Annotated in this window: 13 protein-coding genes; 9 read left to right on the top strand and 4 right to left on the bottom strand. The window is 73.3% G+C overall.

Annotation, left to right across the window (positions count from 1 at the left end; all coding sequences use genetic code 11):
* Positions 1-422: 422 nt before the first annotated feature.
* The 3 genes from ACFYVJ_RS04800 to ACFYVJ_RS04790 all read right to left on the bottom strand — a co-directional run bounded on the left by ACFYVJ_RS04800 (position 423) and on the right by ACFYVJ_RS04790 (position 6,614).
* A complete protein-coding gene (locus tag ACFYVJ_RS04800) occupies positions 423-1,376 on the bottom strand; it encodes a pirin family protein (RefSeq protein WP_388886628.1) in 954 nt (317 codons plus the stop codon).
* A 72-nt stretch (positions 1,377-1,448) separates the two neighbouring features.
* Positions 1,449-3,878 (bottom strand): RICIN domain-containing protein, encoded by a 2,430-nt coding sequence (locus tag ACFYVJ_RS04795; RefSeq protein ID WP_388886626.1) that lies wholly within the window; start codon positions 3,876-3,878, stop codon positions 1,449-1,451.
* A gap of 144 nt (positions 3,879-4,022) precedes the next feature.
* Positions 4,023-6,614 carry a PA14 domain-containing protein gene (locus ACFYVJ_RS04790; protein WP_388886815.1) on the bottom strand — a complete coding sequence of 864 codons (2,592 nt, stop codon included), beginning with the start codon at positions 6,612-6,614 and terminating at the stop codon, positions 4,023-4,025.
* A gap of 222 nt (positions 6,615-6,836) precedes the next feature.
* Here ACFYVJ_RS04790 and ACFYVJ_RS04785 point away from each other — a divergent pair, with 222 nt between their 5' ends.
* From ACFYVJ_RS04785 to ACFYVJ_RS04760, 6 genes are all read left to right on the top strand, one after another.
* Entirely contained in the window at positions 6,837-7,868 is a 1,032-nt protein-coding gene (locus ACFYVJ_RS04785; RefSeq protein WP_388886624.1) for a LacI family DNA-binding transcriptional regulator, read from the top strand.
* A gap of 241 nt (positions 7,869-8,109) precedes the next feature.
* Complete coding sequence (locus tag ACFYVJ_RS04780; RefSeq protein WP_388886622.1) at positions 8,110-9,201, top strand: ABC transporter substrate-binding protein; 1,092 nt, start codon at positions 8,110-8,112, stop codon at positions 9,199-9,201.
* A 5-nt stretch (positions 9,202-9,206) separates the two neighbouring features.
* Positions 9,207-10,937 (top strand): sugar ABC transporter ATP-binding protein, encoded by a 1,731-nt coding sequence (locus ACFYVJ_RS04775; protein WP_388886620.1) that lies wholly within the window; start codon positions 9,207-9,209, stop codon positions 10,935-10,937.
* Positions 10,930-11,895: an ABC transporter permease gene (locus ACFYVJ_RS04770; protein WP_388886618.1), complete on the top strand. Its 966-nt coding sequence runs from the start codon at positions 10,930-10,932 to the stop codon at positions 11,893-11,895. The genes ACFYVJ_RS04775 and ACFYVJ_RS04770 overlap by 8 nt, the downstream gene beginning before the upstream one ends.
* Before the next feature lie 118 nt (positions 11,896-12,013).
* The gene (locus tag ACFYVJ_RS04765) at positions 12,014-13,033 is read left to right on the top strand and encodes an ABC transporter permease (RefSeq protein WP_388886617.1); all 1,020 of its coding nucleotides are present in this window, start codon (positions 12,014-12,016) and stop codon (positions 13,031-13,033) included.
* A gap of 438 nt (positions 13,034-13,471) precedes the next feature.
* Positions 13,472-15,460, top strand: coding sequence for an N-acetylmuramoyl-L-alanine amidase (locus ACFYVJ_RS04760; RefSeq protein WP_388886615.1), 1,989 nt, complete (start codon positions 13,472-13,474; stop codon positions 15,458-15,460).
* A gap of 107 nt (positions 15,461-15,567) precedes the next feature.
* On the opposite strand, the gene ACFYVJ_RS04755 is transcribed toward ACFYVJ_RS04760, so the two are convergent.
* Entirely contained in the window at positions 15,568-16,578 is a 1,011-nt protein-coding gene (locus ACFYVJ_RS04755) for an LCP family protein (protein WP_388886614.1), read from the bottom strand.
* Positions 16,579-16,847: 269 nt separating this feature from the next.
* On the opposite strand from ACFYVJ_RS04755, the gene ACFYVJ_RS04750 reads away from it, so the two are divergent.
* Genes ACFYVJ_RS04750 through ACFYVJ_RS04740 form a run of 3 tightly spaced genes read left to right on the top strand, consistent with a single transcriptional unit; the run spans position 16,848 to position 20,339 of the window.
* The gene (locus ACFYVJ_RS04750) at positions 16,848-18,452 is read left to right on the top strand and encodes an ABC transporter substrate-binding protein (protein ID WP_388886612.1); all 1,605 of its coding nucleotides are present in this window, start codon (positions 16,848-16,850) and stop codon (positions 18,450-18,452) included.
* Positions 18,453-18,472: 20 nt separating this feature from the next.
* A complete protein-coding gene (locus tag ACFYVJ_RS04745; RefSeq protein ID WP_388886813.1) occupies positions 18,473-19,438 on the top strand; it encodes an ABC transporter permease in 966 nt (321 codons plus the stop codon).
* Positions 19,431-20,339: an ABC transporter permease gene (locus tag ACFYVJ_RS04740; RefSeq protein ID WP_388886610.1), complete on the top strand. Its 909-nt coding sequence runs from the start codon at positions 19,431-19,433 to the stop codon at positions 20,337-20,339. The genes ACFYVJ_RS04745 and ACFYVJ_RS04740 overlap by 8 nt, the downstream gene beginning before the upstream one ends.
* Positions 20,340-20,398: the final 59 nt, after the last annotated feature.

Here is a 20,398-nt window from a genome sequence, read left to right as displayed (position 1 = left end):
GGAGTCCGACACGCCCGGCCGGGGCGCCGCCGGGCGTCCCGATCGCGTCGTTCCGGCCGACCGGGACCGGTGGCCGGTGCCCGGGCCGTACGCTCCGGGTTCCGGGCGCCGCCCCCGGTCCTCGCGAGCGGGGCCGTCCCACCCGGAAGGTCCTGCCACCGGCTGCCCGGCAAAGGGCCCCTTGATCCCGGTTCGCCACGTGACCCGGTGCCCGTGTCGCGGCGCGCGGCGGGTCACGGATGCCTGAACCTTCATCGACGCAGGTGGCCGGATTGTGCCCCGGCGCGGGCGGACCGCTTCGCAACTCCGCTACTGACGCGTAGTCTTCTGTTCGGGCCCCGTTGTTCCCCCGGCAGCGGGGCCCATGACGTGCCCTGCCGCCGTGCCCGTACGGGCACGGCGGCGGGTGAACGGCCGGCCGCTCAGCGCGGCTTGAGCGGGGTCGGCGGCAGCGGCGGCGCCTCCAGCCGGGGGCCTTCGTAGCCGTGGACCTCGCCGAAGCCGGTGCCGCTCATCCACTCCGTACGGGCCCGGTCGATCTCGTCGTGGTGGCGGCCCACGAAGTTCCACCACATCACGATCCGCTCCGCGAACGGCTCGCCGCCCAGCAGCATCAGCGAGCTGTCCACGTCGGCGCGCAGCGGCAGCTCCGTACGGCCGCAGCCCAGGTAGACCATGGACTCCGGCGCCAGCCGCAGCCCGTCGACCTCCGCCTCGCCGGACATCGCCAGCGCCGCGTACTCGTAGTCGGGCTCCACCGGCAGCCGCGCCTCCGTGCCCGCCGCCAGGGTGACGTCGGCGCCGACGATCGGCGTGTACGTCGTCCCCGGAGACGCCGCGCCGGCCAGCTCGCCGAGGATCACCGTCGCCGACAGGCCGCCGCCGGCCACGTGCGGCAGCTCCGCGTGGTGCTCGAAGGCGGGCGCGGTGGCGCGGTGGGCGTCGGGCAGCGCGACCCACAGTTGCGCCCCGTGCAGCAGCCGCGAGTGGTCGCGCGGCGACTCCTCCGAGTGGGCGATGGCCCGCCCCGCCGTCATCAGCCCCAGCTCCCGCGGCCGCACCGTCTGCAGGCTGCCGAGGCTGTCGCGGTGCAGGACCTCGCCTTCGTGCAGCCAGCTCACGGTCTGCAGCCCGGTGTGCGGGTGCGGCGGCACCTGCATCCCCGGCTCGCCCGCGATGTCGTCGGGGCCGTAGTGGTCGACGAAGCACCAGGCGCCGACCATCCGCCGGCCGAGGTTCGGCAGCAGCCGCCGCACCACCGTGCTCTCGCCCAGCGGCATGTGGCGCGCCTCCAGCACCTCGCGCACCGGCTCCGCCGTCACGTCCGCCCGGCCGCCGCAGGCGGCGACCGGGGGCTTCATGTCGAGATTGCTCATGCGCCCACGCTACGCGCGCGGGCGGCCGGAGTCCGGTGCAGGACCGGCCGCCCGCGCGTCACCCGGCGCGCGTCAGCCGGGCGCCGCGACCAGCCGCCACAGGTGGTCGGCGGTGCCGTTGTCGTCGTACTGCACCACCTGCGCGCTGTTCGCCGTCGACATGCCGTCCACGCCGAGCACCTTGCCGCTGTGCTCGTTGCGGATGCGGAACCAGCCGTCCGCGTCGGGCACGATCCGCCACAGGTGGTCCGGCGCGCCGTCGTCCTCGTACTGCACGACGGGCGCGCTGTTCGCCGTCGAGCCGCCGTCGACGGCGAGCACCTTGCCGCTGTGCCCGTTGCGGATCACCAGCAGCCCGTCGCCGCGCTCCAGCAACTGCCAGGAGTGGTCGGACGTGCCCGAGTTGTCGAACTGGTGGACCCGCCCGCCGTCCGACAGCGACATCCGGTCGACGGCCAGCACCTTGCCGCTGTGCTTGTTCTGGACCCGGTGGTACGGGGGCTCCGGTGTCCACGGCGTGCCGTCCGGGTCCGCCGTCGGGAACGCCGTGATCCGCAGCCGGGCCGCACCCATCGGGATCAGCGTCACCGTCTCCGGCGCCTCCGTACTACGGGCCGGACTCTGCTGCAACGGCGCCACGACGTGCTGCCGGTCGGCGACCCACTCCGGCAGCCGGCGCGCGGGCGCGGTGATGCGCACCGGGGTGTGCTCGTGGGTGAACGGGTCGCCGGTCAGCGGCCCGTCGTCGCGGTGGAACGCGAGGCCCGCCGGGGCGTCCGGGGCCAGGGCGTAGTTCCACGGGGTGGTGGCGTGCACGGCGAAGTGCGGGAAGTCGTCGCTGCCGCCGGTGCGCTCGTACGACTCGCCGATGCGCAGCGAGTACGTCAGCGGCCCCCGGTCGACGCTCACCGCGCCGCCGTTGGCGTCCCACACCCGCACCGACGTGCGCTGCGGCAGCCGCAGCACGACGGTGTCGCCGCCCGACCAGGTCCGCTTCACCGGCACGAAGCCGGGTCCGGCAGCCGCCGCCACCGGCCGCCCGTTGACCGTCACCTCCGGCGCGTCGCACCAGCCGGGCACGCGCAGCCGCAGCGTGAAGGGCACCTTGCGGGCGGCGCCGACCCGCAGCGTGACCGTCTCGGTGAACGGGTAGTCCGTCTCCTCGGTGATCGTCACCTCGGTGCCGTGCACCCGGGTGCGCACCTCGCACGGCGCGTACATCGCCGCCGCGAGCCCGCCGTCCGGCGTGCTGAGCCACAGCTCCTCGGTGAAGTACGGCCAGCCCATGCCGTAGTTGTGCGGGCAGCAGCGGTACTGGTCGACGCCCGGCTGGAACGACTGCATCGCGAAGCCGTTCTGGAACTGGCCGTCGTTCTTGCGCACGTCGTCCAGGTCGATCGAGTTGGCGCTCGTCGCGTAGTGCACGCCGCGGCCCGCCGGGTCGGTGGCGGCGGGCAGCAGGTTGAACGCCAGCTCCTCGCAGCGGTCGGCCCACAGCGCGTCGCCGGTGATCCGGGTGAGCAGCTCGTGGCTGGCCATGAACTCGACGATGCCGCAGGTCTCGAACGCCTGCCGGGGGTCGCCGAAGCCGGGCCTGGCGTTCTCGTCGCCGGCGAAGCCGCCGCCGGGGAACTGCCCGTACTCCGCGAGGATCCGCTCGTAGCCGCGGTACGTGGCCCGGGTGAGACCGGCGTCGCCGGCGCGCAGCGCGTACTGCGCGGGCTCCCGGAAGCCCTGCGCGACGTTGACGTTGTGCAGGTCCGGGAAGTTGTCCACCCAGTTCCCGCCCCACCGGTGCATCTTGTCCGTCAGCTCCAGCAGGAAGTCCTCGCCGGTGCGGGCGTGCAGCCAGTACGCGATGTCGATCCCGTCGCCCCACCGCTTGGAGACCCAACTGGAGTCGAACGCGCCCTTGCCCTGCGCGTTCATGTACCGGAGGAACGGCAGCACGAACGGCACGATCCGCTCGTCGCCGGTGAACTCTTCGTGGCTGCGCAGCGCCTGGAGCAGCGGCAGGTACGGCCAGAAGTCGGGGCCGCCGTTGAGCGCCGTGCGCAGCCGGGCGGGGCCGAAGAAGCCGTCGGGCTGCCCGGTGGCGAGGATGGCGTCGATCCAGCGGCGGGCGGTCGCCTGCGCGGCGGCGTCGCCGGTGAGCGCGGCGAGCGAGACGTACCCGCGCAGCCAGTACGTGACCTCCTCCCAGCCGGCGCGGTCGGGGTGCACCCAGCCGGAGCCGTCGAAGGCGAGGAAGTGGGAGATCCGGTCGTAGCGGCCGAAGAGCCCGCCGAGGAGGGTGCCGAGCTGCCCGGCGAGCCAGCCGCGCGCGGTGACGCTGCCGAGCGGCAGCTTGCCGAAGGCGGCGGCCGCGTACGGGGTGCGCGCGGGACGGCCGGCGGCGGGCCCGTAGGCGTGGGCCGGGAGGGCGGCGGCGCCGAGGGCGAGCGCGCCGGCCCCGGCGGCGGAGGCGTGCAGGAAGTGGCGGCGGTTCAGCGGAGGAGGCATGTCGGGTCCCTGGGTGCCTGGAAGGTGAGGGTGCCTGGTGCCTGGTGCTCGGGGGCGTCCGGCGGTACGGCCGGGCGCGGGGGCCCGCTCCCGGCCCCGGCCGCGGCGGGCGCCGCGGCCGGGGTGCGGGGAACGGGGGGTGCGTCAGGAGGCGTCGCAGGTGAGGGTGCCGTCGGCGGCCCCCTCGATCAGCGCCTCATGGGCGGCCCTGATGCGTTCCACATCGGGCTTGAGGACCTTGCGGTCGTAGGTGAGCAGTCCGTTCAGCTCTCCCTCCACATCCGTGATCTGGGTGTAGACGGCGCCGCTGCTGCCGTTGCACGCGGCGAACCGCTCGACTTCGGCCAGCTTGATCAGGTACTCCTCGGTGTACGCCTCGCGGTCCACGCCCACGTAGGTGTGCCGCACCGGCCAGGCGTGGCCCGGGATGGCCAGCCCGAGGCCGCCGTACTCGCCGCTGACCAGCGCGCGGGTGCCGTCGGGCTTGGGCAGTTGGGCGCTCGGATAGCCGTGTGCGTCGGAGATGTCGCCGTTGCCGCCGTCGACCGCGCCGCAGCAGTTGTGGCCGCTCATGTTGTTGACCAGCCGGGTCGGGTCGAGCTCCTTGGCGTAGTCGGCGATACGGGCCTGGTCGTACTGGCCCCAGCCCTCGTTGAACGTCACCCACATGACCACCGAGGGGTGGCTGTCGTGCTGCTCGATCATCTCCTTCAGCTCGTGCTCGAACTGGGTGCGGGAGCTCTGCGAGGGCGTCTTGGTGTTCATCGACGGCATGTCCTGCCACACCAGCAGGCCCAGCTTGTCTGCGTGGTAGAACCACCGGTCGGGCTCGACCTTGATGTGCTTGCGCACGGAGTTGAAGCCCATCTCCTTGTGCATCTCGAGGTCGTACTTCAGCGCCTTGTCGGTGGGTGCGGTGTGGATGCCCTCGGGCCAGAAGCCCTGGTCGAGGGTGGCCATGGCGAACACCGGCTCGCCGTTGAGCGTCATCCGCCGCTGCCCGTCGATCGTCTCGACGCCCACGGTGCGCATGCCGAAGTAGCCGCGCACCTGGTCGGCGGCGGCACCGCGGCCGACCGTCACCTTCAGGTCGTACAGGTGCGGTTCTTCGGGGGACCACAGCTTCGGGTCGGGCACGGGCACGGCCAGCGGCTCGCCGGTCTTCCCGGTGGCGGTGCCGACCTCGCGGCGCCCGTCGTACGCGGTGGCGGTGACCGGCACCCCGTCGCGGACGCCGCGCACCTGGACGGCGGCCTGCTCGCCGGCCACGTCGGGGGTGATCTTCAGGTCCTCGGCGCGGTCGGTGGGCACCGGCTCCATCCACACGGACTGCCAGATGCCGGAGGAGGAGGTGTACCAGATGCCGCTGGGCGACAGCCGCTGCTTGCCCATCGGCGGGTTCTCGCCGTCGGCGGAGTCGGTCGGGTCGTAGACCCCGACGATCAGCTCCTGCTTGCCGCCGCCACGCAGCGCCTGGGTGACGTCGGCGCTGAACCGGTCGTAGCCGCCCTTGTGGGACGCGACCTGCTTGCCGTTGAGCCAGACGTCGGCCTTCCAGTCGACCGCGTCGAAGTTGAGCTGGAGCCGCTCGCCGCGCTGGCCGACGCGCCAGTCACGCGGCACGGTGAAGGTGCGCTTGTACCACATGCGCTCCTCGTGCCGCTGGACGCCGGACAGCTCGGACTCGACCGGGTAGGGCACGACGATCTTCTCGTCCAGGGTGCGGCCGAACGGCGGGCTCTCGCCCTCCGTGGCGCCGGCGAACTGCCAGGTGCCGTTGAGGCTCTGCCAGTCCTCGCGGGTGAGCTGCGGGCGCGGGTACTCCGGCAGCGGGGCATCCTCGTCGACGTCGTCGGCCCACTCCGTCCGCAACTGGTACTCGGAGTCGTTCGCCCCCGAGGTCCAGAACTCGCCGATGTCGGAGCCGTCCGCGCCGGTCAGACCGCCCTCGCCGTCGTAGCGCACGTCGGCGGAGCCGCCCTGGCCGACGACCGGCTCGTCGAGCGGGACGATCAGCCGCGAGGGGTCGTCGGGGTCCAGCTCGGCCGCGGCCCGCGGCCAGTCGGCGCCGCCGATGACCGTCTCCAGATGCTCGTCGAACGTCGCCGGGGGAGCGGCGAGCGGCTGGGCGAAGTCCATGGTCAGCGTGCGGCCGTCGGGCTGCACGGCGACATCGGTGGGACCGGTGTAGTCGAAGTCCCCGGGGAGCGAGAACGCGGACTGCGGCACGGCCTCCTTCTGGGCGCCGGGCTTGGTCCAGCGCAGGTGGAAGTTCGAGCCGCCGTGGTGCTCGAAGTACTCCACCTTGATGTCGTACGTACGGCCGGCCTCCAGGGTCACGGGCTGCGAGGTCTGTTCCTTGTCCCAGTCGTCGATCCAGTGGTCGATGACGACCTCGCCGTCCACCCACAGCCGGAAGCCGTTGTCCGCGCTGACGTGGAAGGTGTGCGCGCCGGAGACCTCGGGGGTGATCCCGCCGGTCCAGCGGACGCTGACGTTGTCGGCCTGGCCGGCGCGGGCCGCGAGGCGCGGCTCCAGGTTGTCGAAGTCGAGCGACGGGTCGAAGGCGGTGGCCTTCAACTGGTCGAAGTCGAACGTGCCGGGGGCGCTGTGGGTGTAGTACTCGCCCTTGAGGCCGTGGACCTCCGCGGCTGCGCGGGAGTCGGCGGCCTCGGCGGCGGCCGGGCGGTCGGCGCTCGTGGCCGAGAAGCCCGGACCTGCGGGGACCAGGGTCAGGGCGAGAGCCGCGAGGATGGGCGTCGGCCAGCGGAGCAGTCGCCGCCGTACGCGTCTGAGGGAGGGGTGCACGGGTACCTCCGGAAGTCGGAGAATGCGGGTGCCAGGGCTGCCCTTTGCCCCCGGGCGTCTTGTATAACGTTGGAAACAAGGGCAGTTGGCATGACAGCACGCCTCCTGCGTTGTGTCCAGTGCATGACCAAACGGCGTAGGAGGAACGCGTTGAGAGTCAGCCTGAAGGATGTGGCCGAGCGGGCGGGCGTGTCGGTGAAGACCGTCTCGAACGTGGTCAACAACTATCCGCACGTCACGCCGGCGATGCGGGCGCGGGTGCAGCAGGCGATCGACGAGCTGGGATACCGCCCCAACCTCACCGCCCGCCACCTGCGCAAAGGCCGTACGGGCATCATCGCGCTCGCCGTTCCCGAGCTGGGCAACCCCTACTTCGCCGAGCTGGCAGGACACGTCATCGACGAGGCCGCCCGGCACGACTTCACCGTCCTGCTCGACCACACCCAGGGCCGGCGCGAGCTGGAGCTGCTCGTCACCCAGGGCTTCCGCGCCCGGGTGATGGACGGGCTGATCCTCAGCCCGCTGGAGCTGGACACCGAGGATCTGCGCGGCCGGGCCGAGGAGAGCCCGCTGGTGCTCCTCGGCGAGCGGCGCTACGACCTGCCGTACGACCACATCGCGATCGACAACATCGCCGCGGCCCGGCAGGCGGTCGGCCATCTGCTGGACCTCGGCCGGCGCCGCATCGCGTTCCTCGGCGCCCGCGAGGATCGCGCCCACCAACCCGCCCACCTGCGACTTCTCGGCTGGCGGGCGGAGCTGGCGGACCGCGGCGTACCGGTCGACGAGGCGCTGGTGGCGTACACCGAGGGCTGGGAGCGGGCGGACGGCGCGGTCACCATGGCGGGCCTGCTGGACTCGGGGCAGCGGCCGGACGCGGTCTTCGCGTACAACGACCTGATCGCCATCGGCGCGATGCGGGTGATGTCCGAGCGCGGGCTGCGGGTGCCGGAGGACGTGGCGGTGGTCGGCTTCGACGACATCACCGAGAGCCGCTACGGAGCCGTCACACTGACCACCATCGCGCCCGACAAGCGGGCCATCGCCAGGCTCGCGGTGGAGTCCCTCGTGAAGCGTCTCGACGCCGCCCACGGCGACGGCAGCGTGCCCGAGTCGCAGGAGATGCACCCCGCGTTCTCGCTGGTGGAGCGGGAGAGCACGCGCGGCCGCGCGAGCGGCTGACCCCCGCGGAGCACCCCGCCCGGGCCGGCCCCCGGGCGGATGCCGCGGCCTGCGCCGCCTCGTGCTGACGGCTCGTCAACTCCCTTATGGGACACGGCGCTTGACGATCTTCGCCGGACAAATCCGTGTTGCGGGGGGTGTTTACAGCGTCCTTCCAACGATGTAAAACATCCCCTGAATTCTTCCGGTCCCGCGCAGCGGCCCGGCCCTCGTACTCCACCGCCCGAATTGGGGTATCACCATGAAGCCGCACGCCCGTACCGCCGCCAGAACACTCCTCGCCGTCGCGCTCAGCGCGAGCCTCGCGCTCGCGGCCGGCTGCGCCAAGTCCGAGGACGACGACGAGGGGAGCACCGGCGCCGCCGCCGGCTCCGAGGAGGCCAAGGGCAGCGAGCAGAAGGTCTCCGGGGGCTCGGGCCCGACCTGTGTGATCGGCGACTACGGCGCCGAGAAGACCGACCTGGCCGGCGCCACCGTCGGTTTCTCGCAGTCCGAGAAGGAAGCCAACCCGTTCCGCATCGCCGAGACCGCCTCGATCAAGGCCGAAGCCGACGAGCGCGGCATCGAACTGCTCACCGCCAACGCCCAGTCGCAGTTCTCCAAGCAGATCAGCGACGTCCAGGACCTCATCGCCAAGGGCGCCGACCTGCTGGTCATCGCCCCGCTGAACTCCGACGGCTGGGACCCGGTGCTGAAGTCCGCGGCGGACAAGAAGATCCCCATCGTCACCATCGACCGGAAGATCAACGCCGAGCCCTGCAAGGACTACGTGAGCTTCATCGGCTCCGACTTCACCGAGCAGGGCAAGCGGGCCGCGGACAAGATGATCGAGGCCACCGGCGGCAAGGGCGAGATCGCCATCCTGCTCGGCACCCCCGGCAACAACGTCACCACCGAGCGCACCAAGGGCTTCAAGGACCGGATCGCCGAGAAGGCCCCGGACCTCGAGGTCGTCTTCGAGCAGACCGGCGAGTTCGCCCGCGAGAAGGGCCAGCAGGTCACCGAGCAGCTCATCCAGTCCAACCCGGAGATCACCGGGATCTACGCCGAGAACGACGAGATGGGCCTCGGCGCCGTCAACGCGCTCAAGGGCGCGGGCAAGGAGCCCGGCGCGGTCAAGATCGTCACCATCGACGGCACCCGCAACGCCGTCCAGGGCATCGTCGACGGCTGGATCGACTCCGTCATCGAGTCCAACCCGCGCTTCGGCCCGCTGGCCTTCGACACCCTCGACGCCTTCACCAAGGGCGAGGAGGTCGGCCAGGACATCGTGATCGAGGACAGCGAGTACACCGCCGACAACGCCGAGGCCGACCTCGGCAAGGCGTTCTGACGCCGATGGCCGCAGCGAACGAGCCGCCCGAGCGGCACGAGCCGGGCGGGCCCACCGGGCCCGCCCGGTCCGCCGGGCCGTCTCCGGCGCAGGCCCGGGAGGTCCCGGGCGCCGGGGGCGACCGCGCCCCCCGGGACGGCGCGGCGGAGCGCCCCGCCGTCCTGGCCGTACGCGACCTGACCAAGCGCTTCCCCGGCGTCCTCGCCCTCGACGGCGTCGACTTCACCGCCCGCGCCGGCGAGGTGCACGCCCTCGTCGGCGAGAACGGCGCCGGGAAGTCCACCCTCATCAAGGTCCTCACCGGCGTCTACCAGCCGGACGAGGGCGAGCTGACCTACCGCGGCGAGCGGGCGTCCTTCGCCACCCCGCTCGCCGCCCAGCGGGCCGGCATCTCGACCATCTACCAAGAGGTCAACCTCATCCCGCTGATGAGCGTGGCCCGCAACCTCCTCCTCGGCCGCGAGCCGCGCCGCCGCGGCGGCCTCATCGACTTCGGCCGCATGCACCGCGAGTCCGAGCGGATGCTCCTCGACTACGGCGTCCGCGTCGACGTCCGCCGCCCGCTGGCCGAACTCGGCGTCGGCGCCCAGCAGATGGTCGCGCTCGCCCGCGCCGTCTCCGCGGCCGGCCGCACCGACGTCGTCGTCATGGACGAGCCCACCTCCTCCCTCGAACCCCGCGAGGTCGAGACGCTCTTCGGCGTCATCGGCCGGCTGCGCGCCGACGGCGTCGCCGTCGTCTACGTCAGCCACCGCCTCGACGAGCTGTACACCGTCTGCGACGCCGTCACCGTGCTCCGCGACGGCCGCGTCGTGCACACCGGACCGCTCGCCGGGCTCGACCGGCTCCGGCTGGTCTCCCTCATGCTCGGCCGGGAGATGGGCGAGGTGCGCGCCGAGGGCCTGACCAAGTTCTCAGGCGGCCATGACGACGGCAGGGCAGTTGCCGAGCCGGTGCTGCGCGCCGAGGGCCTGACCCGCCGGCACGAGCTGCACGACGTCTCGCTCACCGTCCGCCCCGGCGAGGTCGTCGGCCTCGGCGGCCTCCTGGGCTCGGGACGTACCGAGACCGCCAAGGCCATCGCCGGCGCCCTCCCGCTCGGCGCCGGCCGCGTCACCGTCGCGGGCACGCCCGTGCGCACCGGCTCCACACCCGCCGCGATCCGCGCCGGCATCAGCCTGCTGCCGGAGGACCGCAAGTCCGAGGGCATCGTGCCGGGGCTCTCGGTCCGCGAGAACATCGCGCTGGCCGCGCTGCCGCGCATGTCGCGCTACGGGCTGGTCTCCGAGGCCCGGATCGACGCCGTCGTCGAGACGTTCGTCAGCAGGCTGCGCATCAAGGCGGCGAGCCCGCACCAGAAGGTCGGCGAGCTGTCCGGCGGCAACCAGCAGAAGGTGCTGCTGGCCCGCTGGCTCGCCATGCAGCCCAAGGTGCTGCTGCTGGACGAGCCGACGCGCGGCATCGACGTCGGCGCCAAGGCCGAGGTGCAGAAGCTCGTCGACGAACTCGCCGAGGACGGCCTCGGCGTGCTGCTGATCTCCTCCGACGTGGAGGAGCTGATCGAGGGGTCCGACCGCGTGGTGGTGCTCAGGGACGGCGCCGTCGTCGGCGAGCTGACCGGCGACGACGTCACCGAGGACAGACTCATGGAGGCCATCGCGGCCGCCGCCGAGCCGGGCGGAGACCCGGACCCGGCGCCCCGCGGGGCCGGTGCGGAGGCGGCCGGCCATGGCTGACCTCACGCTGCGCCGCGCGCTGCCCGCCGACCGCGAGCGGGTGCTGCGCTGGCTCCAGGAGTACGGCGTCTACGCGGGCGTCGCCCTCCTGCTGCTCGTCAACATCGCCTTCACCCCCCACTTCCTGTCCGCCGAGAACTTCCGCACCCAGGCCGTCCAGGTCGCCCCCGTCGTCATCGTCGCGCTCGGCATGGCGCTGGCCATCGGCAGCGAGGGCGTCGACCTGTCCGTCGGCTCCGTCATGGCCCTGTCCACCTCGCTGGTCGCGCTCTACATGGGGTACGGGCCGTGGATCGCGCTGATCGTCGCCGTCGTCGGCGGCGCCGCGGTCGGCCTGGCCAACGGCTCGCTGATCGCGTTCATCGGGGTCCAGCCCATCGTCGCCACGCTCGCACTGATGGTCGGCGCCCGGGGCCTCGCGCTGGTGCTGCTGCCGCAGTTGGAGGACATCCGCGACCCGGGCATGGCCACCCTCGGCTCCGGCGAGTTCGCCGGCGTGCCGTACGTGGTGCTGATCGCGGTGGCACTCGCGCTCGTCGTCGCCTTCGTCGTCCGCCGCACCACCTTCGGCCGCCAGTTGCTCGCCATCGGCGACAGCCGCCCCGCCGCCAAGCTCGCCGGGCTGCCGGTGCGCCGGGTGCTGATCGTCGTGTACGTCGTCTGCGGCGTGCTCGCCGCCGTCGCCGGCTTCCTGGCCACCGCGCGCCTCTCCGCCAGCGACCCCACGTCGCTCGGCAACCTGATGGAGCTGTCCGCCATCACCGCCGTCGTCGTCGGCGGCACCCCGCTGACCGGCGGCCGGGTGCGCATCGGCGGCACGGTGGCCGGCGCGGTGCTCATCCAGTTGCTGACGGCCACCCTGATCAAGCACGACCTGGAGCCGTCGTGGACGCAGATCGCCCAGGCCGTGGTGATCATCCTCGCCGTCTACGCCGCCAGGGAGAGGGGAAAGCGGTGATGCCTGTGCAGGGCGGGACCCGGGCCCGCAGCCGGGTGGGTGCGTTCGCCGTACGGGGCGGGCGGCCCGCGGTAGGCCGCCGCGGCGAGCAGTCCGCCGCCGGGGAGAGGGGAGAGCGGTGACCGTCGTGAAAGACGAACCCGTCGCCGTGGCGTACGGCCCGGAAGAGCCCGCGGGCTCCGGGCGCGGCGAGCGGCTGAGCGCCCTCGCGCAGCAGCACGGCGCGCTGGTCGCGCTCATCGCCATCGCCGCCGTCGCCTCGCTGTCCTTCGACTCCTTCGCCACCACCGGCAACATCCAGAACATGGCGGTCTCCTCCGCCTTCCTCGCCATCGTCGCCCTCGGGATGACCTTCGTCATCATCACCGGCGGCATCGACCTGTCCGTCGGCTCGGTCTTCGTGCTCGGCGGCGTGCTCGCCGCCTGGGGCTCACGCCACGGCACCCTGGTGGCGCTGCTGCTGCCGCTCGCCGTCTGCGGACTCATCGGCCTGGTCAACGGGTTGCTCATCGCCCGGCTCAGGCTCGCGCCCTTCATCGTCACGCTCGCCGCCATGCTCGGCGCCCGCGGCGTGATGCTGTCGGTCACCGACGAGGGCGCCGACACCTACCTCGTCGCCGAGGGCTCGTTCTTCGCCGACCTCGGCCAGGGCAAGCTGCTCGGCATCGGCGTGCCGGTGTGGATCACCGCCGCGCTCTTCGTCGCCGGCGGCGTCCTGCTCCGCCGCACCCGCTTCGGCCAGCACGTCTACGCCGTCGGCGGCAACGAGGACGCCGCCGCGCTGATGGGCGCGCCCGTGGCCCGTACCAAGACGCTGGTCTACACCCTCAACGGACTGCTCGCCGGCTTCGCCGGCGCGCTCAACGCCGCCTGGCTCGACTCCGGCGTGACCATCCTCGGCTACGGCATGGAGCTGGAGGCGATCGCCGCGGTCGTCATCGGCGGCACGCTGCTCTCCGGCGGCATGGGCTTCGTCGGCGGCTCGCTCGTCGGCGTGCTGCTGCTGAAGGTGATCCAGAACGTCATCAACCAGATCGGCTCGCTCGACTCCGCCTACCAGCAGGTCGTCAGCGGCGGCTTCCTGGTGGTCGTCGTCATCGCGCAGACCTGGCTCGCCCGGCGCCGCCGGGCCCCCTGACCGGCCGCAGGGCGACCGGGCGGGTTGGCCCGGCGGCCGTAGGGCGGGCGGGGGGGGGGGGGCCCCCGCCGGCCGCGCGGGGCGAGGGGCGGGGGCGGCGGGGCGGCCCCCGGGGGGGGGGGGCGGGGGGGGGGGGGGGGAGTGGGGGGCGGCGTCAGCGCGCAGACGTGGCGCGCCGGGCGCCGCGGGGCCCCCGGCCCGGCCGCTGGGCGCCGGGGGGGGTGGGCCGGGGGGCGGTTGGGGGGCCGGCCGCGGCCCCGCGCCGCGGCCGGCCGTCGACATCGGTCTGGACCAGTGCCGCCGCGCAGTTGGGCGGCAGCCGGGCTGACGTGCAACTTTCGTGCCCCTGGGAGGGATTGACGGGTACGTGACCGAGTCGGTACCCCTGATACGCACCGCACGCGCACGTCCTCGTCCCGAACCCCCTGAGGAGTCCCGTTGCCTCCCACCCCAGCCACCCGCCTGCGTGTGAACCTGCGAAGACGACCCTGGGCGACGGCCGCCGTCGCCGCCGGCCTGCTGCTGCCGCTGACCTCGGCGTCCCTCCCGGCCACCGCCGGCGGCGAGGACGCGGCGGCGCCCGCGACCCGGCAGGCGGCGTACGCCGCGGCGGCCGACGAGTACGGCGTGCCGGAGAGCGTGCTGCTCGGCGTGTCGTACCTGGAGTCCCGCTGGGACACCCACGCCGGCGAGCCGAGCACCGACGCCGGCTACGGCCCGATGCACCTGACCGACGCGCCCACCGTGCTCGCCGAGGACCACCACGGCGGCACCGCGGAGGACCCCCGCGGCGACACCGAACGGCCCGTCGGCGACGAGACGTTCGGCCCCGCGCTCACCACGCTGTACGCGGCCGCCGAGCTGACCGGCACCGACGCGGCGACGCTGCGCGCGAAGCCCGCCGAGAACATCGCCGGCGGCGCCGCGCTGCTGGCCGCGTACCAGGAGGACCTGGGCGCGCCGGCCTCGGCGGACCCCGCCGACTGGTACGGCGCGGTCGCGAAGTACGCGGGCGCCGCCTACGAGCAGGACGCGGCGACGTTCGCCGACGAGGTGTACGCGACCATCCGCGACGGCGCCGCCCGCACCACCGACGACGGCCACGCCGTCCGGCTCGCGGGCGACCCGTCGGTGGCGCCGCGGCAGCGGTGGCTCGGCGAACTCGGCCTGCCGCGGATGCAGAACGAGGAAGTGGAGTGCCCGGACCGGCTCGGCTGCGAGTGGATCCCGGCGACGTACCGCCAGACCAACCCGGACAACATCCAGGCGTACGTCAACCACGACAAGGCCGACCGGCCGCGCGACCAGAAGATCGAGTACATCGTCATCCACGACACCGAGGGCCGCTACCCGGGTGTCATCAACATGGTCCAGGACCCCACCCGCGCGGCGAGCTGGCAGTACACGCTGCGCAGCTCCGACGGCCACGTCGCCCAGCACATCAAGCACAAGGACGTCGCCTGGCAGGCGGGCAACTGGAACATCAACGCCAAGTCCATCGGCCTGGAGCACGAGGGCTTCGCCAAGGACCAGGGCACCTGGTACACCGAGGCGATGATGCGCAGCTCGGCGACGCTGGTGCGCTACCTGGCGGCCAAGTACGACATCCCGCTGGACCGCACGCACATCATCGGCCACGACAACGTGCCAGGCACCACCACGCCGAACATCCCCGGCATGCACTGGGACCCGGGCCCGTACTGGGACTGGGAGCGGTACTTCGAGCTGCTGAAGGCACCGCTGCGCAGCCCGGGCGGGTTCTCGAAGTCGATGGTGATGATCAAGCCGGACTTCGCCTCGAACAAGCCGCAGTTCACCGGCTGCAGCTACGAGTCGGGCTCCGACCCGAAGGAGCCGTGCCCGCTCGCCCCCTCGTCGTCGGTGATCCTGCACTCGCAGCCGGACGCGGACTCCCCGCTGCTGGCGGACGTCGGTCTGCACCCCGACGGCCGGGCGTCCGACATGCACGTCTCGGACATCGGCAGCCGGGCCTCGGCCGGGCAGACGTACGCGGTGGCCGAGCGCAGAGGCGACTGGGTGGCGATCTGGTACCACGGCCTGAAGGGCTGGTTCCACAACCCGGCGGGGGCGCGGGTCGCCGACTACACCGCGGGGAAGATCGTCACGCCCAAGCCGGGCAAGGAGTCGGTGCCGGTCTACGGCCGGGCGTACCCGGAACAGGCGGCGTACCCGCCGGAGATCCCGTACCAGCCGATCTCGGCGCACCCGTACGAGTTCAAGGCCGGCCAGGCGTACTCCTACGGCGGCACGGTGCCCGGCGAGTACTACCGCGCCGTGTCCTTCGACGGCTCCGCCCCCGGGGACCGCACGGTGGTCCGCGGCAAGATGAAGTACCACATCATCCAGATCGGGCACCGCATCGGCTTCGTCAACGCCGATGACGTGACCGTGCGCCGGGTCCTCTGACCCGTCGCGCACCGCGGCGCCGCCGGTCCCATGCCCGGCGGCGCCGCTCGCGTGTCCCCCCCCGTATCCCCTGCGCCCCGCGCGCCCCGCGCCCCGTGCCCCGTGCGTCAGTCGCAGTCCATGCGGTCACCGGGGGCGACCCGGCCCGTCCAGTCGAAGCCGCCCCGCGGGCCGCGCTCGTCGCCAGGCGCCAGCCCGCGGTCCGCGGCCAGCCGCCGGAACATGGTGCGGGCCCGCGCCTCGTTCCACTTCACCGCCGAGCCCCACTCGCCCGCCGGGTGGCTGATGCTCGCCAGCGGTACGGTCGCGAACTCCACGTTCCGCAGCCGCAGATGCCGCGCCCGCCAGCCGAGCGCCAGCATGTCGGCCACGCTGGTGCGGGGGCCCGGGCGCAGCCCGCGGGCGACCTCGCCGGCGAGCGCGTCCAGCCGCGGCGGTTCCGCCAGGGTGCCCGCGGCCAGATGCCGCCCGGCGATGCCGGCGACCAGCCGCTGCTGGCGGCGTACGCGGTCGATGTCGCCGTGCCCGCGGTGCCGGGTGCGGACGTACTGGAGCGACCCGGCGCCGTCGAGGTGGTGCTTTCCTGGCCCGAGGTCGATGCCCGAGTTCTCGTCGCGCATCGGCTCCTTCGTGCACACCGGCGCGCCGCCGAGTGCGTCGACCGCCCGGACGAAACCCTTGAAGCGCGCCTGCAGATAGTGGTCGATGTCCAGCCCGGTGGCGCGCTCCACGGTGCGCGTCAGCAGTTCCGGGCCGCCGTGCCGCAGGGCGGCGTTGATCTTGCCGGAGTGGGCCGTGGGTCCCGCGCCGTCGTCGTGCGGCGCGAACGGCACGTAGGAGTCGCGGGGGAGGCTGACGACACTCGCGCGCCGGCCGTCCTCGGACAGGTGCACGACCATGACGACGTCGGCGCACCCGCAGGCCGCGCCGCCCGCGTGCCACCGGCTCATCTCCTCCTTGGTCAGCCCGGCGCGCGAGTCGCTGCCGACGACGAGGACGTTGGTGCCCGTGCCGGCCCTCGCGGGCCCGGCGGCGAGCGCCCAGCCGTAGCCGGAGCCGGCGAGCACGGCCACGCAGGCACCGCCGGCGAGGGTGCGGGACAGCGGGGGGAGCGCCATGGGGATCCTTCCCGGTGGGATACGGGACACCGGATGCTACGGGGCGGAATGCCCCGCAATATCCGTGAAACCCGTCGTGTCCCGCCCCGGGCCACCCGGTCGACGCAAGGCGCGGGCGCCGCTCCGCCCGGCGCCCGGCCGCTGACCTCGGTGGACCGTGCGCAAGCCGGGTGCCCGCGGAGTGGACTGCTCATTGCGCCGTACGCCGATCATGGGTTCTAATTGCGAACTGTTCGCAATAACAGTCGGCCTTCAACAGGGGAGTGGGCATGTCAGTCCGCGGCATACGCGCAGCGGTCTCGGTCACGGCGGTGGCGGCGGTGCTCGCGGGAGCCGCCGCCTGCTCGAACCCGGACGCCGACGACGACTCCGGCGGCTCCGGCGGGAACGGCACCACCGCGGTCATCGGCGTCGCCAACGAGCCCGACACCCTCAGTCCGCTCCTCGGCTACGGCAAGGACGGCAACTCCAAGCTCTTCGACGGCCTCCTCGCCCGCGACAGCGACATGGAGCTGAAGCCCGCCCTCGCCCGCGCGCTGCCCGAGATCACCGACGGCGGCACCACCTACACGTACGAGCTGCGCGACGACGTGACGTTCAGCGACGGCGAGCCCTTCACCGCCGACGACGTCGTCTTCACCTACGAGACCATCCTCGACCCCGGCACCAACAACGCCTCCAAGGGCGACCTGGAAGCCGTCGAGAGCGTCGAGGCCGAGGGGGACGACACCGTCGTCTTCACCCTGAAGTACCCCTACGCCCCGTTCGCCGAGCGCACCGTGCTGCCCATCGCGCCCGAGCACGTCGCCGGCAAGGGCGACGTCAACACCGGCGCGTTCAACACCGAGCCCGTCGGCACCGGCCCGTACGTGCTGGACAACTGGCGCAAGGGCGAGAAGCTCACCTTCTCCGCCAACCCCGGCTACTGGGGCGGCAAGCCGAAGGTGAAGAAGCTGACCATGGCGATCATCGCCGACGACGACATCCGCGCCACCCGGCTGCGCTCCGGCGACCTCGACGGCGCCATCCTGCCGCCGAACCTCGCCAAGACCTTCGCCGGGGACGACGACAAGCAGACGGTGGCCGCCACCACCGCCGACCACCGCGCCGTCACGCTGCCCACGGACAACCCCGTCACCGGCGACATCGCCATCCGCCGCGCGCTCGACGTGGCCGTCGACCGCGGCGCGATGGTCGACAAGCTGCTGGAGGGCCGGGGCAAGGCCGCGTACGGGCCGGTGCCCACCGACAGCGAGTGGTTCGCCAAGGGCACCGAGCGCCCGTACGACACCGGGCTGGCCGAGAAGTTCCTCGACGACGCCGGCTGGCGCGCGGAGGACGGCGGCATCCGCGAGAAGGACGGGCAGCGCGCCTCGTTCACCCTCTACTACCCCTCCGGCGACAAGCTCCGCCAGGAGCACGCCCTCGCCTTCGCCGGCGACGCCAAGAAGGTCGGCATCGAGGCCAAGGTGGAGAGCGGCACCTGGGAGGTCATCGAGCCGCGGATGGGCGAGGACGCCGTGCTCGCCGGCGGCGGCAGCCCCGCCGACCCCGACTTCGACCTCTACCCGATGCTCTACTCCGAGCTGGCCGGCCAGGGCTTCAACAACATGGCCTCGTACGAGAACCCGGACGTCGACACCGCCCTCGCCGAGGGCCGGGAGAGCGGCGACAAGGCCGAGCGCAAGCGGGCGTACGACAAGGTGCAGCAGGAACTCACCGAGAACCCGGGCTACATCTTCCTCACCCACATCGACCACATCTACGTCATCGCCGACACCTGGCGCGGCCTGACCACCCAGGTCGAGCCGCACGAGCACGGCTTCGGCAGCGGTCCCTGGTGGAACGTCGAGAGCTGGCAGCCCGCGTCGTGACCGGGCTGCCGCTGGCCCCGATGGCGCGGATGGCCGGGCGGCGGCTGCTGTACGCCGTCCCCGTCCTGCTGGCCGTCACCTTCGGGGTGTTCGCCATCGCCGCCGCCTCGCCGTTCGACCCGGTGAAGGCGTACGCGGGCACGGCCGGGTTCAGCGCCTCCGGGGAGGCGCTGGACCAGCTCCGTGAGAGCCTCGGCGCCGACGACCCGTTCGTCACCCGCTGGTGGGACTGGCTGAGCGCCGTCGTCACCGGCGACCTCGGCCAGTCGACCAGCATGCGCCAGCCGGTCGCCGACGTCATCGGCGAGCGCATCGGCTGGACGGTGCTGCTGTGCGCGGTCGCGTTCGCCGTCGCCATCGTCGCCGGCACGCTGCTCGGCGTGCTCGCCGCGCGCCGCCGCGGCGGGCTGCTCGACCGGGCCGTCACCTCCGTCGCGTACGCCATGGAGGCGGCGCCGCCGTTCTGGCTCGGGCTGCTCGCCGTCTGGCTCTTCGCGCTCCAGCTCGACGCGCTGCCGGCCGGCGGGCTCACCGACACCGGCACCGACGTCGTCACCTTCGGGCAGGTCGCCGAGCACGTGCTGCTGCCCGCGTCGGTGCTCGCCGTCTCGCAGATGCCGTGGTTCGTGCTCTACGTCCGCCAGGGCGTCGGCGACGCCCTGGACGAAGACCCCGTGCGCGGCGCCCGCTCCCGCGGCCTCGCCGAGCGCACCGTGCTGCTGGGGCACGCGCTGCGCTCCGGGCTGCTGCCCGTGCTCACCCTGATCGGCACCCGGGTGCCGGAGCTGATCACCGGCGCGCTGCTCATCGAGACCGTCTTCAGTTGGCCCGGCATCGCCGCGGCCACCGTCGAGGCCGCCACGTCCGTCGACTTCCCGCTGCTCGCCGCGCTGACCGTGCTGGCGACGGCGGCGGTGCTCCTCGGCAACCTGCTGTCCGACCTGTTGTACGGGCTCGCCGACCCGAGAGTGGGCTTCGATGGCTGAGGCACTGCGGAAGCCGGGCGCGCCTGCCGCGCCGCCGGACGCGACCCGCTGGCGCACCCGCGGCACCGGCCGCAGGTCGGTGCGCACGCTGCGCGTGCGGACCTCCGCCGCGGTCGTCGCGCTCGCCGTCCTCGCGGTGCTCGCCGTACCGCCGCTGGTCCAACTCGACCAGCAGGCCGTCGACATCGGCAACAAGCTCGCCGCCCCCTCCCTCTCCCACCTCTTCGGCACCGACGACGTCGGCCGCGACGTGCTGCTGCGCTGCGTCTACGGGCTGCGCGTCTCGCTGCTCGTCGGGGTGGTCGCCGCGCTCGTCGCCACCGTCGTCGGCACCGCCGTCGGGGCGCTGGCCGGCGCGCTCGGCGGGCACGTCGACCGGGCCGTGATGCGGCTCGTGGACGTCTTCGCCTCCGTACCGCACCTGCTGCTCGGCATCTTCATCGTCGCCCTCTTCCAGCCCGGCGTGTGGCCGGTCGTCGCCTCCGTGGGGCTGACGCACTGGGTGTCGACCTGCCGCATCGTGCGCGCCGAGGTGCTGTCGCTGCGCGGCCGGCCGTTCGTGGACGCGGCCGTCTCCGGCGGCGCGTCGCGCACCCGGGTCGCGATCCGCCACCTCGTGCCCGGGGTACTGCCGCAGGCGGGGCTCGCGGCGGTGCTGATGGTGCCGCACGCCATCTGGCACGAGTCGGCGCTGTCGTTCCTCGGCCTCGGGCTGCCGCCGCACCAGGCGAGCCTGGGCGCGATGGTCCAGGGCGCGCGCGGGTCGCTGCTGGCGGGGGACTGGTGGCCCACGCTCTTCCCCGGCCTGTTCATCATCATCCCGACCCTCGCCGTCGCCGGCCTGGCCGGCGCCTGGCGGGAGCGGCTGAACCCGCGCCGCCGATCGGAGCTGACGCTGTGACGGACCGTAAGGACCCGCACGACGAGAAGGAGCGCGCCGCCGCGCCGCTGCTGGCCCTC

Source organism: Streptomyces sp. NPDC004134 (assembly GCF_042874195.1).
Taxonomy (GTDB): domain Bacteria; phylum Actinomycetota; class Actinomycetes; order Streptomycetales; family Streptomycetaceae; genus Streptomyces.
The sequence above is the reverse complement of the archived record's forward strand: the minus strand, read 5'-3'. Positions and strand labels throughout refer to the sequence as shown.